The sequence below is a fragment of the Stenotrophomonas sp. TWI1409 genome, assembly GCF_039673015.1.
In the GTDB taxonomy this organism is placed as follows: Bacteria; Pseudomonadota; Gammaproteobacteria; order Xanthomonadales; family Xanthomonadaceae; genus Stenotrophomonas; species Stenotrophomonas maltophilia_A.
This window is the reverse complement of sequence record NZ_JBDJKU010000001.1, coordinates 178555-194339: the sequence shown is the minus strand read 5'-3', so window position 1 is coordinate 194339 and position 15785 is coordinate 178555. Positions and strand designations below refer to the sequence as shown.

The 15785-nt window shown below is 64.5% G+C and carries 14 protein-coding genes; 4 read left to right on the top strand and 10 right to left on the bottom strand.

Annotated features, from left to right (window positions below):
- Positions 1-17: 17 nt before the first annotated feature.
- The gene (locus tag ABE423_RS00930; protein WP_032127209.1) at positions 18-977 is read right to left on the bottom strand and encodes a cation diffusion facilitator family transporter; all 960 of its coding nucleotides are present in this window, start codon (positions 975-977) and stop codon (positions 18-20) included.
- Positions 978-1203: 226 nt separating this feature from the next.
- Between ABE423_RS00930 and ABE423_RS00925 the strand changes: the two genes are divergently transcribed.
- Positions 1204-1458, top strand: a complete 255-nt coding sequence (locus tag ABE423_RS00925; RefSeq protein WP_032127210.1) for a hypothetical protein — start codon at positions 1204-1206, stop codon at positions 1456-1458.
- A 47-nt stretch (positions 1459-1505) separates the two neighbouring features.
- Here ABE423_RS00925 and ABE423_RS00920 read toward each other — a convergent pair whose 3' ends face one another.
- Positions 1506-2150: a helix-turn-helix domain-containing protein gene (locus ABE423_RS00920; protein ID WP_346484630.1), complete on the bottom strand. Its 645-nt coding sequence runs from the start codon at positions 2148-2150 to the stop codon at positions 1506-1508.
- Positions 2151-2273: 123 nt separating this feature from the next.
- Here ABE423_RS00920 and ABE423_RS00915 point away from each other — a divergent pair, with 123 nt between their 5' ends.
- On the top strand, positions 2274-4562 hold the full coding sequence (locus ABE423_RS00915; RefSeq protein ID WP_346484629.1) for a TonB-dependent receptor: 2289 nt from the start codon (positions 2274-2276) through the stop codon (positions 4560-4562).
- A gap of 17 nt (positions 4563-4579) precedes the next feature.
- Positions 4580-5476 (top strand): tyrosine-protein phosphatase, encoded by an 897-nt coding sequence (locus ABE423_RS00910; protein WP_125894799.1) that lies wholly within the window; start codon positions 4580-4582, stop codon positions 5474-5476.
- A 53-nt stretch (positions 5477-5529) separates the two neighbouring features.
- Here ABE423_RS00910 and ABE423_RS00905 read toward each other — a convergent pair whose 3' ends face one another.
- The 4 genes from ABE423_RS00905 to ABE423_RS00890 form a co-directional block, all read right to left on the bottom strand.
- Positions 5530-7194: a tyrosinase family protein gene (locus ABE423_RS00905; RefSeq protein ID WP_180837220.1), complete on the bottom strand. Its 1665-nt coding sequence runs from the start codon at positions 7192-7194 to the stop codon at positions 5530-5532.
- Between the two features lie 276 nt (positions 7195-7470).
- Positions 7471-7728, bottom strand: coding sequence for a hypothetical protein (locus ABE423_RS00900; RefSeq protein ID WP_032127215.1), 258 nt, complete (start codon positions 7726-7728; stop codon positions 7471-7473).
- Positions 7725-9077 (bottom strand): TFIIB-type zinc ribbon-containing protein, encoded by a 1353-nt coding sequence (locus ABE423_RS00895; RefSeq protein ID WP_346484628.1) that lies wholly within the window; start codon positions 9075-9077, stop codon positions 7725-7727. Before ABE423_RS00895 ends, ABE423_RS00900 begins: the two co-directional genes overlap by 4 nt.
- A gap of 20 nt (positions 9078-9097) precedes the next feature.
- Entirely contained in the window at positions 9098-10237 is a 1140-nt protein-coding gene (locus tag ABE423_RS00890; RefSeq protein ID WP_032127217.1) for an SPFH domain-containing protein, read from the bottom strand.
- 216 nt (positions 10238-10453) lie between these two features.
- Between ABE423_RS00890 and ABE423_RS00885 the strand changes: the two genes are divergently transcribed.
- Positions 10454-11500 (top strand): hypothetical protein, encoded by a 1047-nt coding sequence (locus ABE423_RS00885; RefSeq protein ID WP_201116156.1) that lies wholly within the window; start codon positions 10454-10456, stop codon positions 11498-11500.
- Between the two features lie 22 nt (positions 11501-11522).
- Here the strand turns inward: ABE423_RS00885 and ABE423_RS00880 are convergent, their stop codons facing one another.
- The 4 genes from ABE423_RS00880 to ABE423_RS00865 form a co-directional block, all read right to left on the bottom strand.
- Positions 11523-12815 carry a transporter gene (locus tag ABE423_RS00880; protein WP_346484627.1) on the bottom strand — a complete coding sequence of 431 codons (1293 nt, stop codon included), beginning with the start codon at positions 12813-12815 and terminating at the stop codon, positions 11523-11525.
- A 46-nt stretch (positions 12816-12861) separates the two neighbouring features.
- Positions 12862-13611, bottom strand: coding sequence for a hypothetical protein (locus ABE423_RS00875; protein WP_125894789.1), 750 nt, complete (start codon positions 13609-13611; stop codon positions 12862-12864).
- 13 nt (positions 13612-13624) lie between these two features.
- Positions 13625-14329: a C39 family peptidase gene (locus ABE423_RS00870; RefSeq protein ID WP_125894787.1), complete on the bottom strand. Its 705-nt coding sequence runs from the start codon at positions 14327-14329 to the stop codon at positions 13625-13627.
- A 99-nt stretch (positions 14330-14428) separates the two neighbouring features.
- On the bottom strand, positions 14429-15745 hold the full coding sequence (locus ABE423_RS00865; RefSeq protein WP_346484626.1) for an adhesin: 1317 nt from the start codon (positions 15743-15745) through the stop codon (positions 14429-14431).
- Positions 15746-15785: the final 40 nt, after the last annotated feature.

The following is a 15785-nucleotide window of genomic DNA, read 5'->3' as shown; positions in this document are numbered from 1 at the left end:
CGGGCGCAGACGCAGCATCATTCCGGCGCAGGCGGCGCGGCCAGTGCCGCGCGCCGCGCGGCATAGACTTCGGGCGTCTGCGGCTTGATGAACAGTGCAACCAGTTCCGGATACTCCCGCTTCACCGCCGTTTCGATGCGGGTGATGCAGGCTTCAATCTGCGGGGTCCGCCGATCGTCCTCGAACTCGGCACTGAGCATCGCCACGACCTGTTCCGGCCCCATCTGCATGGTGGTCACGCCGTTCGCGCGACGCAGGTCCGGATCGGTTTCGGCCACCGCCATGATTCGCTCGGCCACCGCGGGGTGGGCAGGCTCTCCGACCAGCAGGCCCTTGGTCTCACGCGCCAGAAGGAAGGCGGTTGCGGCCAGCACGCCGGCGATGCACAGTGATGCAACGCCATCAAGCACCGGCATTTCCAGCAGCTGGGCGGCCAGCAGCCCGATCAGCGCGAAGCCCAGGCCCAGAAGGGCGGCACTGTCCTCCAGCAACACGGTGAAGGTGGACGGGTCCTTGCTGCGGCGGAATGCTTCGAAGTAGCCGAGTTTGCCCTTGGTACGCCGGAATTCTCTCAGCGCTACCCACCAGGAAGCACCCTCGAACAGGATGGAAATGCCCAGCACGCTGTAGCTCAGCGCGTGGTTGCTGGCCGGTTCCGGCCGACGGATGTGCTGGATGCCCTCGTAGGCCGAGACGCCGGCACCAGCCGCGAACACCAGCAGGGCGACGATGAAGCTCCAGAAGTACAGCTCACGGCCATAGCCGAACGGATGCACGGGGTCTGGCGCCTTGCCGGCGCGGCGCAGACCGTACAGCAACAGGAGTTCATTCAACGTGTCGACCAGCGAATGCACGCCCTCACTGAGCATGGCCGAGCTGCCGGAGATGCCGGCGGCAATGAACTTTGCGATGGCAATGGCCAGGTTGCCCGCGAGGGCGGCGTAGATGACCAGACGGGAACCGGTGGGGGCAGACATCAAGGCAAGGGGGAGGGCAGGTGGATGCCTGATCTTGCGGACGGGCATGTCCCCGAGATGTGCACGTGTCCGATGTGCCGGGGCCGGGCAGGGGCCCAACTGCCGCTGCGATCAAGCCGGTTAGACGACGGGACTGCGGACGCCAGGCCCTACGCTGGGGTCAGTCCTCGTGGCCAACCGTGTTCGAAGCGACGTTGACTATTCTCCGTAACCTGAAGAGACTTCGATGAATCACAAATTTTCCTGGTCCGCCCTCCTCAGTCTGTTGCTCTGCGCCAGCGTCGCGCGGATCTCCAACACCCTCCTGCTCGCTGCGGGTGGCAAATTTTTCGTAGCGGCCAGCGCAGGCCCGATCGCAAGCTGGGGACGCCCTGGATACGGGCTGCTGATCGTCATCGGGTTCCTCGCGCTGGCGACCTGGTACTTCGGCGAGCGCGCGAAGGCCGTGCATAAGGCTCTGCCTGCCCGTTTCTTCATCTGATACCACCGTTTTTGCCCGGGGTGCCGGCCAGCGGCCGGCACTACCGTTCAATCCGCCATCACACGACCAATCGCATCGGCCAGCAGCGCCCGCACCCGTTCCGGCGGCAGGTCCGGATCGCGCACGGCACGCATCGCCAGCCCTTCCACCAGCAGCCGCAGCAGCAGGGTTCGGCTGGCAATCCGCTCTTCGTCCACGGCGCGGCCCAGATTGACGTCACGCTGGCGCAGCCATGCATGGATCGCGGCGCTGGTCTGCTTGTCATGGGTACGCAGCACCTCGGCCAGGACGGGGTCGCGGTGTGCCTCGGCGTTGATTTCCGCATACAGCGCCACGCTGGCAATGGCATTGCCGTGGATCGGCAGCACCTCGCCGCGTGCCCATTGCTGGTAGCACTCCAGCAGCCCATCAATCAGATCGGACGCCGCCGGCATTTCGCTGATCGAGGCCTGGTCGTGGCGCAGCTGGCGCTCGATCAGGGCCAGGATCAGGGCGCGCTTGTTGGCGAAATAGCGGTACATCAGCCCCTGGCTGATCTCGGCCTCGGCAGCGATATCGCCGATCGAACCGGCATGGAAACCGCGGGTGATGAAGCACTTCTGGGCAGCATCGAGGATGCGCCGGCGCTGGGCTTCGGCATGGGCGGCGGCAGGGTCGTTGGCGGATACGGCTGCGGCGGTTTTCGGCGTCATTGCGAGAGGGAGGGGCGTCCAGAGGCGGGATAGTACGTCACAAAAGATGTGAATGAACGGTCATTCATTTGTAATTCCCGCCTCCCAGACTGCGCCGGCCTTCTCCTTCCGCGAATGAGTCCGATGCGCCACGCCCTGCTGCACCGCCCGCTGCTCACCCTCGCCATTGCCGCCGCGCTGCCGGCACTGGCCCATGCCGAAGACAGTCCCAGCGCCGACGCCGAGGCATCCGCCGATGCCGCGCGCACCGTGGTCGCCCTTGACCAGGTGATGGTGACTGCGCAGAAACGCGCCACCAACCTGCAGGAGACCCCGATCTCGGTGTCGGTGGTCGATGCCGAAGCGCTGAAGGACCGCAGCGCGATTTCGCTGGGCAGCTTGTCCGATGGCTCCATCCCATCACTGCGGGTCACGCCGTTCGCTACCCGCAGTTCTGCGCTGAACATCGGCATCCGCGGCATCGGCGCCTCCGGCGATGCCAACCAGCCGGCCCGCGACGCCGGCGTCGGCATCTACGTCGATGGGGTGTTCATGGGCCGCGCACAGGGCCTGGGCAACATGCTCTACGACGTGGAGCGCATCGAAGTGTTGAAGGGCCCGCAGGGCACGCTGTTCGGCCGCAATACAGAAGGCGGCGCGGTGAGCATCGTCACCAAGGCGCCGACCGGCGAGTTTGGCGGCAACGTCAGCGCGGGCGTGTCCAATTTCAGCGGCTACAACAGTGCGCTGCACCTGGACCTGCCCAAGGTGGGGGATGTCAGTTTCAAGATCGACGCCGTGCAGGCCAAGCGCGGTGGCACCACCGACAACACGATGCGCGGCGAGCGCGACTTCAACAGTTACGACAAGCGCGGCGCCCGCCTGAGTGCGCTGTGGCAGCCGAGCGATGATTTCTCGTTGCTGTACGCGTTCGACCGCTCCTACGACGCCACTACGCCGTACCACACCCAGGTGCTGGTGCCGGGCGCCTACCTCAGCCCGCTGCAGAAGGCCGGCGCCAGCCTGGACCGCCGCGACAGCGCCATCCTGGGCGGGCCGCAGGAAGACAACATCGGACGGACCAGTGGCCATCTGTTGAACCTGTCGTGGACGCTGAACGACAACCTGGAGTTGAAGTCGATCAGTTCCTACCGTGAACTCACCCAGGGGCAGTTCGACATGGGGCTGGTCGATGCGATTTCGGCCTATGGTGGCGCAGGCATACCCTTCGGGCGTTACAGCCTGGCCCAGGTCTACCAGCACCAGTACAGCCAGGAATTCCAGCTGATCGGCAACACCTCGCAGGTGCAGTTCCTGGGCGGTGCGTTCTATTACCACGAGACCGCTGGTGACAATGCGCAGACCCCGAACATGCTGGTCTGGGGGCCGGGTGGCAACAGCTACACCGTGAATCCGGCGACCAACCCGCTGGATCTCTCGCGGGTACGCATCGATCGCGCCAGCAAGGCCTGGACCGACAGCCTGGGCGTCTTCGGCCAGGCCACGTGGACCCCGGAAGCGATGCAGCGGCTGCACCTGACAGCGGGTGGCCGCTATACCCGCGATGACAAGAAGGGCAGCCTGTACATCGTCAATGGTGCGGCGACCAACCTTGCGTTCAAGGATCGCTGGAGCCGTTTCGACCCGATGGTCAATATCGCCTACGACCTCGGCGAGCACGCGATGGTCTATGCCAAGTACAGCACCGGCTTCAAGGCCGGCGGTGCCAACTCGCGCTCGACCAACTACAGCGCGTTCGGTCCTGAAGAAGTGACGGCCTATGAGCTGGGCTTCAAATCGCAGTTCTGGGACAACCGCGCGCGCCTGAACCTGGCGGTGTTCGATTCGACCATCGCGCACAAGCAGATGGACTTCTCGCTGCCGTTCGACCCGAACAGCGGCGAAACCCGCACCACCATGGTCACGACGAATGCATTGAGCGATGGCAAGTCGCGCGGCGCGGAGCTGGAGTTCAACGTGATGCCGGTAGACAACCTCACCCTCGGCCTCAACTACGCCTATACGAAGATCGACGCGCAGACCGCGTCGGACCCGTTCGGTGCAGGGGTGCAGGTAACGGTCCAGCCGCTGCTGGCGCCGAAGAACGCCGGCAGCCTGTCGGTCGACTACCTGGTGCCGTTCGCGAACTTCTCGGCACTGAAGTTCCATGTGGACGGCAACTGGTCCGATGGCTACTACACCAGCGAGTACGACCAGATGCTGACCGACAGCTCGTTCGTGGTGAACGCACGGGTGGCGCTGGTGGATGTGCCGGTCAACAGCACTGGCACCACCATGTCGTTCTCGTTGTGGGCACGCAACCTGCTGGATGAGCAGCACCTGTTCTACAAGATCAACAGCGCGGCGCTGGGCCAGAGCGGCATCTTCAACGATCCGCGTACCTTCGGCCTGGAAATGGCCGTCAACTTCTGATTCGAACGGAGAATTCCATGAAGCACCGCTCTACCGAACTTGTCCTGGCCGTGATGCTCAGCCTGCCGATGGCCGCGACGGCTGTTGCCGCTGATGCGCCGCAGGCCGCCGCCGCGAAGCCGACGGCCGTTGCGAACGTGAAGCCCGTCGCTGCCGATGCGCAGCGCGTGATCCCGCTGCAGGGCGCCTGGAACGTGCGTACCTTCGCCGGCCTGCAGGGCCGCCACGGTCCGATTCCGGCCGATGCGTTCGTGCGCACCGCAGACCTCGGCCGCCTCACCGATGCCGACCGTGATGACCTGGCCGCGGCCGGCGTGAAGCTGGATATCGACCTGCGTACCGCCGATGAAGAGGCGCAGTCGCCGGACCTGCTGGCCAAGGATGATCGCTTTGCCTACCAGCGCATTTCGCTGATGGGCACCGAGAAGATGGACCTGCAGAAGATGATGACCAGCTTCCCGGATACGCTGGGCGAGGCCTATGTGCAATGGCTGGGGCACAGCCAGCCGCAGTTCAAGCAGGTGTTCCAGCGCATTGCCGCGCAGCAGGACGGTGCCGTGCTGTTCCATTGCACGGCCGGCAAGGACCGCACCGGCATCATCGCTGGCCTGCTGCTGGACCTGGCGGGTGTGCCGAAGGCAGAGATCGTGCACAACTACGCGATCTCCGCGCACTATCTGGAAGGGCAGCCGAAGGACAGTGCGATGAACGCGCAGATCATGGCGCTGATCAAGCAGAACCCCGAGATCGCCCGCAAGATGGCTGGCATGTCCGGTACCGCACCGGACAACATGGAGCAGTTCCTGGCGGCGTTGCACAGCCAGTATGGTGGTGCGGAAGGGTACCTGAAGTCGATCGGAGTGAGCGAGCAGGAGATCCAGCAGTTGAAGGTACGGCTGGGGCAGGCTGGCTGAAGACTGCCAGGCTGAAGGCAGGTGCCGGACAGCCCGGCACCTGCCGTGCGTCATCACGGCTGCGGCGGCGCTACCAGGATGGCGGCATCCAGTACCGGGAATGTCTGCGGTGCCTGGCCGGACGATGCGACCAGGCGGATCTCCAGCGTGGTCGTTCCCCCATCGGCGGCATTCAGTGCCTGCAGGGCCCCCAGTTTCTGCGGCAGCGGCACCGCGAACGTGGTTGGGTGGCTGTGATCCATCCCGGCCATGGTCGGCCCGAAGAACGATACGGTGCCGGCGTAGTACGGACTGTCGGCCGCCACGGAGGCGGTGCCCGCCGGTGCGTTGATCAGCACGTCGAACTCGCGCGTATTGTTCAAGCCGCGTGGTCGCTCCAGGGTCACTTCGGCAATCAACTGGCGCGGGCCCGATGTGGTCAGGTGCGCGCGCACCGCCTCATTGGGGACAGCCACGCGGACGGCGCCATCGGAGCGTGTGCCGCGCACCAGCCTCACCGCGCCGGCAGCTGCTGGCAGCGTGACCGCCTCCAGCATGTCGTTGCGGCGCGCGTAGACGTAGTCGTAGTCGAAGGCCGTGGTGGAGAAGAACGCACTGGCCGGACGCTCGCCAACGGGCTTGCCCTGTGCATCGACGAAGAAGCGGAACGGTTCGTTCATGAACTGGCGCCGCTGGTCGACATTGACGGGCATGATCGGCTTGCCGCGGGACTGCTGCAGCTGGTTCCAGACATCCCACAGGCGGTCCATGTTGGCGTGGTGCAGGTAGAAGATCGGATCGAGTGGTGACAGGAAGTTGGTCATGTTGCCGTAGGGGCCGGGATCGACCGCGCCGACGCCACCGATGCAGTTGTGCACCTTGTTGTGCGGGAATCCTTCCAGTACCGAGAATTTCGTGGCGCCGTCAGGCTGCACCACGTGCGAGGCCGTACGCGAGCTGGTGAAGCTGCGGCTGACATCGTCGTTGTAGAACTCGACCGGCGACAGCCCCGCGTGGATGGTGTCGGGAGACACGGCCGAAGCGGTCTTTGCATCGAAGCCGGGATTCTCGCGCCAGAGGTAGCGGGCGCCGCAGGTGATCGCATAGGCCGCATTGCCCGAGATGCCGGTCTTTTCCGCGACGCTGTAGCCGGTCACATCGTTCCAGACATCGTCTGCAGTGAGGTAGCCGCGGAACTTGAGCTGGCCGCGTTGGCCTGCATCCAGGGTGTCCCAGTAGCGCTGCAACGCCGGGCGCATGAACCGGGTGAAGACCGCCAGGTTGCGCGTATACGGCGCGTAGGCGCTGTCAGTGGGCGTCAATACGCCGTCGAACATCGCCGGGGGAATCCGTGGCAGCTCGGTCCAGTCCCAGTAGGGCATGGCGAACTGCGGATCACCGCTGAGCGTGCGGATGGTCTGTTCGAAGTAGCCGACATAGCCACGGTGCCAGACGTAGAACCACCAGTTGCCGTGCGGGCAGTCCATCAGGTGCACGAAGGCGTTGCGGAACCAGTTGCGTGGATCGTCTGCCGGCAATGCCAGCATGGCCTTGATGCCGCGTGCATAGCTGGCCAGCATGCGCTGGCCTTCGGGGCTGGTGACGTTGTAGCGGTGGTAGCGTGCCTGTGCGGCCTTGCCGGCCGGCTCAGCACCGCTGGCCCAGGCCCCGGGTGCTACCAGTGACGCCAATGAAGCGCTGGCGGTGGTGGCAAGAAAATCACGACGTGTGTAGCGCATAGCCTTCCCCCTGGTGATTGGTTGAACCGCGTTGGGTTACAAATCACTGGCAGGACCGGCGGCAGCGTGGCGGCCGGCCCGGCGGGGACATCCAGCCCCGCCGCTTCCACCGGCAGGTGCAACGATGGCAGGGGTGGAAGCGGCGGTAGTATAGGCATGGCAAACAGAGCTGATCTGCGAAGCAGGCCACAGTCGCAGGCGCGTACACATCTGCCCGGCTGAAGCTGTTCACCGTCGTCGTTGCGACGTTGTCGATCAGCCAGGCATGGCCTGGCTCTACTGGTCGGGTTTCACCCTTGCCACCCGTTTCCGGTACTCGTACACGTTGTCACCGCGTATGCGCTTTTCCTCGGTGCCGGTGACCCGGCCCACCTGCTGGTCTGAACCGGTCACGGGCTGCGCCTCGATTTCGGTCTCGTGCTCGAAGGAATGCGATTTGTCGGTGTTGCGGTAATAGCGGTACAACGCCCAGTACAGCGCAGTTGCGCCGGCCGGACCTGCCGCCAACAGCCAGAGGCCACTGTCGTCGCTCATGTCGATGCCACCAGGAAGGCAATTGCGAGGGCTTCAATGACGGTGCCGGTGGCAAGGGCCGCCAGCAGCATCTTCCATTGCTGCACGGGCACGCTGCCCATGGTTTCCCCGGTACGGCCGTTCACCGCGATGTAGTGCAGCATGCCGCCGTTCTTGCCAGGCTGATGGTACGAGTACAGCCAGACCGGCAGGTACATCGACACCCAGCGGGTGCCATGCACCTCCAGCTGTTCCTGCTCCCAGCGCACGCCGCGGTTGTAGCGCTTCACCGAGCCTTCCACCTGTGCGCGGGCAATCGACAGCAGCTGGTCTTCCAGCCGCGGCCGCAGCTTTTCCACATCCAGGTTGCGCTTCTCCGAAGTGAAGCCGGCCAGGTAGGAGGCGTTCCATTTCACCGCGTTCTTGGTATCGAACGGCAGGATGGTGTTGATGATGTTGTTGGTGTTGGCGCGGGTATCCAGGTTGCCGCGCTCGGCCGAGGATTCCAGCGGAAGATCGTCGACGGTGAAATCGACCTGGCGTTCGACCTGGTAGACATCGGCGTCGTAGAGGGTGCGCTTGTTCTTCTCGCTGCCGACCGTGTATTCACGGGTCTTGATCTCGCCTTTGCCGGCCACCGCAGCGCTGACATTGCTGTCGACGATCATGTAGGGCAGGAACACGCCCACCACGTTTTCAGGGGTGAACTGGTCCTTGAACGCCTTCAGCGCGAACATCCGGCGCTTGTCGACGAACTGGCGGATGCGCGCGACCGCATCGTCCTTCTTGATGTGGAAGGGCAGCACCGCATCGGGTACCGCGCCATTGGCAATCTGCTCGTTGACGCCGAAGACGTGGCGGCACCAGTGGCAGCGCGCCGTCATCGTGCTTTCGGTGTTGACCGTGACTTCTGCGCCACAGCCCGTGCACTTGAAGGTCATCAACGTCGAGGTGTCGGCATCGATGTCGCGTGCGCCGGAGGCGATGACGGTGCCGCGCAGCTGGTCGATGGCCTCGCCCAGCCCGAACTCCTCCTCGACGCGTGCGCCATGCCATTCGTGACGGCAGTACAGGCAGACGAGGATGTCGGTACCGGCCTTGGGCCGGATGTCGGTGGCGCCGCATTTGGGGCAGCGGTTGAGGCCGTCCTTCAGCTCGCTGGCCGAAGTATCGATGGCCACAGGATCGGGCGCTTCCACTTCATCGCGGATCGCCTGCGGCAGCTTCGAGGTGTCCAGCGGGAAGCTGCCGGGCAGGGGAGGGACGTCCTGCGGCGAACCGGGCCCGTCCAACGACGCCACCGGCAAGGGCGGCGGCGTCGCGGGCGCGGATCCGGGCAGCGGCGGTGGGCCGTTTCGGGGATCGGACATGTTCGTTGTGCGTCCTGCTGTTACAGGCCCAGTGCCTTGGCTTTCAGGGCGTCATAGTCGCCCTGGGTGATCAGGCCCAGGTCCAGCATTTCCTTGGCCTTCTTCAGCTTGGCGACCGGGTCATCCGCGGCCGGAGTGACCGGCTGCTGCATGCCACCCACACCGAACATGCCCGAGGCCATGCCGACGCCGACCAGGCCTGCAGCGCCGCCATTCTCGCCGGCAGACTGGATGCCCTGGGCGACACTGGCCTGCAGGTTGGAATTGCCGCGCGAACCGGACAACGCATCGGCGCGCTGCACGGTCTTCAGCAGTTCGCGGGTATTGGCGTCGTACTCGATCGAGACAATGGCGGTCTTGACGATGGCCAGGCCACGGTCGGACTTCCACTGGTAACCCTGTTCGACCGCAGCCGACAGGCTCTGCGCGAAGCCCAGCGAGTCCTGCTGCAGCTTGGTGATGCGGTTGCCCTTGCTCGGGTCGTTGGTATACAGGCTGAAGGCCGGCGCCAGCGAACCGACCACTTCATTGAACAGCTGGCTGGCCGCGGCGTTGTCCAGATCGGTGAAGTCGAACACCTGTCCCGGCTGCAGGTAGCTGGCCGGTACGAAGTTCTTCACGAACAGGATCGGGTCGACGATCTTCAGCGTGTACGAACCACGCGTGACCGCGCCGACCTGGGTATTGAGGAAGCCGTCGTCCCAGTAGATTTCCGATTGGGTGCCGAAGCGGTTGTCCGGCAGTTCCTTCAGCGAGACGAAGTAGGCCGCCTGCTGCGAGCCCGGCTGGCCGCCGAACTTGAAGCGCTCCCAGCTCTGCTTGATGAAGGTGCTGACCAGGCCGTCGCCGGCGAAGATCGACTGCGAGTTCAGGTCGTCCGAACGCCACTCGTAGCCGCCCGGTTCGGCGACGAACGCGGTGATCGCGCCGTCCTGGAACAGCAGCAGACCGTAGCCCTCCGGCACGATGATCTTCGAGCCGTTGGTGATGATGTTGGACGAGCCGCTGGTGTTGGAACCGCGGCCGGCGTTGGTGCCCTGCGGCACCGCCGCGAACAGGGCCGCCGTGGACGGCAGGCCCGCCGGCACGGTGTAGAAGTCCTTCCACTGGTCGGCCAGCACACCGCCAACCGCACCCTTCACCGCCTGTACCAGACCCATGACCAACTCCCTGTGATTCGAGGGCAGGCACCATGCCTGCCGAGCTGGACTGAATATAGCAGTGGCCGGGGGCGGCTGTGGTGCCGGTGGGTGAATCAGGGACTGTGTTGGCGCGGTCATCCCGCCAACGGGGCGTCAAGCACCGGCAAGCACTCGTCTGGCGGAATCCGCTACAGTCCGGCGGGAATCTCAGCTAATCTTCAAGGATGGAATGACATGAGTTCCGGTGCAGCCTTCACGGCCAAGAACATCGACGGTCTTGTCTCCCGGGTACACAAGAAGCGAGGCAGGAGGGGGGAACTTCAACAGCTTGCGGCGTTGTTCTCGCCCGGATTCTGGAAACCGTTCGAGGCGCTGATCCGCAGCGATAGTAGTTTCTCCAGCAGCAATGGCATGAAAAGGACGGTCGAAGTCAGCCTCGGTTACATTGACAAAATCCCCATGGCCGGATTCACCAATGTTGTGAAGGACCATAGGGGCCAGGAGATAACCGAGCGGGTTGAGATTGGCGATGCGGCGGTCTTCTTCATCGACCGGCTTCAGATCCACTCTGGCACCTGCTTCGTGAGGGCTGCACGTGGCTTGATCCTGCAGGCCAAGGTGGTAGGAAACGCAAAAGGAAAAAAGCTGGTGACACCTGTCGTGTCGCTTCCTAGCAAGAAGAACGACTCGACATTGAAAGAGCTTGCTCTGCTTTCAGAGTGGCCCGCATTCGACCTCTACTTCGCTGCAGGGTCGAATGCGGCGCTACAGAACGGCTACCAAATTGGTGCCGGCAGTTACGTTCAATCCAAGCAAGCACCGCCGCACGCGTGGTACATCGGTGCTTCTTCTGATCCGAAGCGTCCTTTCAGTCCTCACTGGGTAGCAAGCGCTGCCAAACAGGGTGAGCCGTGCGACCAATCGCTTGGGACGTTGCTCGAAGCTCTGGTACGCACGGGCTCTCTGGCTTGCGGAAGAGAGGTGGGTGCGGATTTCACGTTTGACGCATCCCGGATCGCAGGCAGGAATGATTTCAAACTTGCATTCACCGCCTTACCGCCAGATTGGAGTGATCTTTGTCATCAGCTGATCCTGGCTTGCAACAAGTACGCTATGCCAAGCCATCTGCTGAACAAGGGAGAAGATGCCGGGCGCTTCAACACGGCCCATGCATGTTCAACGCCCTACCACCTGGTCTGGAATTGGCTGGTTGCGCGCTTTTCCCGAAAAAGAAGATTCCCTGTGGTTGTCATTTCGGTCAGTAGCCACGAAGGACGTTGATGAGGTCGCATGGCAGATGCAGCTACAACATGTACGGAATCTTGAACGCCAACGTGAAGTCCGGCGCATCCGGGGTCAGCCCGATGCCCAGCAGCGTCACCAGCGTGGTGTGCTGGTTCAACGCATAGGTCACGCCCAGGTTAAGTGATGCCGCATTGGCATCACTGCCGATTACCTTCATCCACTTGCCGCCCTGGAAGCGGGTGGAAGCGCGGGCGCTGATGCGGTCACTGAAGGACAGGCTCAGGCTGGTCCGCTCGTTGAATGCGAAGGCCACGCCTGCGCCGAAGTACACCGAGCCGCCCAGCTTCACATCGCCCGGGTTCACCGTGTCCGGATTACTGTCGATGTCGTTGAACCCGCGCGGGATGGAGTGCACGTAGCCGATGTTGGCAAACAGGATGGCCGGGTCGGCGGTCTTCACCATCGACAGGCCCAGGTTGGCCTGCCATACGCCGTTGCCAGTGGGTTGCTCGCGCGGCACGGCGAAGCGGATGTAGTCGTCGTCATCGCGCTCGATCACCTTCCAGTCCAGGCCGTAGGGTGCGCGCCCGGTGGGGGCGGTGACGCCGCCGGTAAGCACGGTCTCAGGGCGCCAGCCGCGTTCGCCGAACAACCGGTAGTTCGCACTGAGCCCGATATCACCCAGGCCGTTGCCGTTGGTCTCTTCCTGTGCAATGGCGGCCGCTGCTCCGCCGGCGCCGCCCTTCTGGTATACGGTGCGCCGAGCCAGGTAAGGCACGTCCAGGTTGAGCGTCAGGTTCGGGCTGACACCCCAGCGGGCCGCCACGTTGTAGGTCAGCGAGTCGGACTCCACGTTCTCGATGGCGATATTGCCGAGGAAAATGGCGTCCAGCGCGAGGAAGCCGTTGAGGGTGAGCTGCTTGCGGTCGTAGCGGGCGTAGGTGAGGCTGTTCTCGATGGTGAAGCGGCGGGAGAACAGGGCCGATTGCTGTTGCTTCACGTCGTCCACGCTGCGCCGCGACTCCTGCTTGGCCTGTTGCGCCTCGGCGGCGGTACTGGCGTAGCCCTCGCTGCTCGGAGGGACCCCGGCGGCGGCCGCCTGCGCCAATGGCGCGGCCGGTGGGGCTGTGACCGGGCCAACCCGCCCGCTCAAGCGCGCCTGCATGGCCTGGACCTGCATGTCCAGTTCGCGTAACCGCCGCACTTCCTGTGCGTAGTTGGCCTTCAGTTGTTCCAGCTGGTTGGCCAGGGCCTGCACGTCAGCGCCATCGTCGGACATCGGCGGTGCGGCAAGGCCGGTGCCCGCCAGCGCCGCCAGCGCCAACGGGGTGATCCTCATCAGGGTGTGCATGTTGGTGTCCTGCGTTGTGGAGCGTTTCCCCCAATGCCAGGCCCTGTTACTGGCCTGGCCCCATGCCGCGGTTCAACGCAATCGCCTGGGCCACGTTCTGGCTCAACGGCAGGTTGCTGCCCACGGCGTTGCGCACCAACTCCAGCCGCAGCTGGTTACTGGCGATCTGGCCGTCACCGGCGAGGGCGATACCCTGGCCGACGCTGCCATTGCGGATCCACTGCTGCACCAGCCCCTGGCCATCCACCTGCAGCAGCAGGCGTGCCTGGTTGCCTTCCAGCATGGCGGTCGCGCTGGCGCCGGCCTGCTGCGCGGTGACGTTGCCTGCGCCATCAGAGAGAACGGCTGGCACGCCACCCTCGCGGACGGTCAGCGTGGTGACGTTGCGCGCGACATTGCCATCGCCGGCCACCTGCACGCTCTGCACCAGGCCGCTGGCGTTGGCCAGGCCGCTGCTGTCGATGCTGCGTCCGTGGGTATCGGGCAGCGGCGCATCGGCTGCCGTGACATGCACGCTGGGCTGGAAACTCAGCTTCGGCGCGCCACCACCACGGAAGTCCATGCCCAGGGTGAGGCTGCCCTGCAGCGTCGCGCCGTTGCTGGCCTGCCACTGCGACACCATGGTGACCCCGAACCAGGCAACGTTGTTGCCACCCACGGTGTAGCGCCCCCGCATCAGGCTCAGTTCCGGGTCCGGAATTTCCTTCAGGCCGCGACCGGGAGCACCCTCTGCCGCCTGCAGGGGCAGGGAAGGGAAGGCCAGCAGCAGAGCCATCATCATCGGTTGGCGGAACATGGTCGAACCTCCTTCAGAACAGGTCGGCGTGGCTGAAGCCGAAGTCGACCAGTTCGGCATCGGTGATCGGCCCTTGCCGCGCGTAGAGCGCGCGGGCGCTTGGCCGTTCGCTGGGTTGCAGAAGAGCGGTGTTGCGATCGAAGTCGCTGCCGATCACCACGAAGACCGCGCGCGATGGCCAGGCGGCCAGGAACTCCGGAAGGGCCAAGCTGCGGTTGCCCAGGATCGGGTCGGCCACGTCCACGATGCCGTTGCGCACCTGCTTGAGCACCACGAAATGGCGGAAACCGCGCACGTCCATCAACACCAGCCCTGGCACGCGAAGGGTGCGCAGTCGTGTTTCATCGATGCGGTAGCCCCGACCGCGCATGCCCAGCGATTCCACGTAGCGCTTGATGTCGAGCAGCGAGAAGCCGCGCTCGGCTACCAGAGCGGGATCGGAGACCCCCATCATTCCCTCGATCACCGTCGCCTCGTCGGTATCAAGGTGGTAGGCGTGGCGCAGGATGGTGGCCAGCGCGGCGGCCCCGCAGCTGTAATCGGTGTGCTGCCGCACCACGTTGCGGTAGCGCCGCTCCTGCATGCTCTCCACCTTCTGCTGCAGCAACGCGCCATTGGGCAATACGCCGCTGAAGCGCACCTCGCCCGCCCACGCGGAGGCGGTACCCAGCAGCAACAGCATCGCCAGCAGGCGCATCGAGAGGCGGCAACGGATCATCACGTTCTCCGGCAGCAGGGGGGAGCCCCTGTCCCAAGGGGGAGGAGGAACAGGGGCTCCCGGGAACCCGACCATTGGCGGACGGCCGGGGTGTTGCGCCTACTCGCCGCCGCCACCACCGCCGCCGGTGCTGGGCTGGGCGACTGCCAGGGCCAGGCTGTTGGCCTGCAGGTTGCCGGTGCCTGCAGCCACGTTCACGCCGATGTTGCCGGAGGCGCCGGAGAAGGCGCTGCCGGACAATGCCGAGGTGTTGGTGGCGTTGACGTTCACCCAGCGCGTGGTGCTGACCGTGCCGCTGAGGCTGGCATACAGGTCGGCCACGCCCAGTTCGACGAACTGGCTGGTGCCACTCTCACGCGTATCGAAGCCCAGGCCGCCCACCCCCGGCCGGTTGGGGTTCATCGTGGCGTTCTGGATCTGGTTGTCCAGGTCGATGTGGCCGGTGCTGTTGCCACCCGGGTGTGGCAGCTCGCCACTCCACGTATCCAGGTAGTAGTTGGCCATCTGGTAGGCGTTGCCGGTACCGCGGTAGGTGCCCGCGCCATAGGCCAGCGTCAGGCCGCTGACGCCGCCACGCATGCCGACCTGCACGGTATCCGTGTAGGACTGCACGAAGCCGGCATTGCTGACCGTGTTGCCGGTGGAGACCTGGTTGGAGCTGATGCTCGACTGCGCCACTGCGGTGGTCGCCACCGAGGCCGCGAGCGCGTTCTTCTGCTCGTTGTTGTTGCCCGAGGCGATGTTCACGCCGATGTTGCCCGAAGCGCCACCGAAAGCGTTGCCGCCGAGGCCCGCGGCGTTGGTGACGCCGGAGTTCATGGTGGCGTTGCCGAATCCGGCCTGGTTCACGAACACTTCGGCATCGGCCATGCCGAAGCTGAAGGATGCATCGGCCGCGGACAGCGACGCGGCGTTGTCCTGCGCGTTGTTGTCGCCGGACACCACGTTGAAGCCGAGGTTGCCCGAAGCGCCGGCACCGACACTGTCGCCGATGGAGGCACTGTTGGTGACCAGGCTGTTGCTGGTGGCGTTGTTGCTGATCGACTGCCGGTTGTCGATCACCGCGATGGCGGCGGAGTCGAGATCGATGTCGCCGGTGATGTTCGGGTCACCGGAGAAGTTGATGTCGGTGCTCAGGCGCAGGTCCTTCTCCAGGTTCACGTCGACGCCGTGGTTGTTCTTTTCCTTGCGTTCGTCGGCCTGGATGTTGCTGTGCTTCTGCACATTGACGTTGACGGTGCGGTTGCGTACGTCGTTGTCGGTATGGTTGTGGGTGTCGTTGCGGGTTTCGCTGACGGTGTGGTTGTGGTTGATGTTCGCATTGGCGTTCTGGTTGTCCCAGCCATTGGCCGCAGCGGCGGTCGAGGCAGTGGCAATCGCCATGGCGAGCATGGTCTGTTTGACGGTCGCTTTCATGGTGCCCTCTCTCTCATCAGGTGGTGCATCGGTTGGGTGG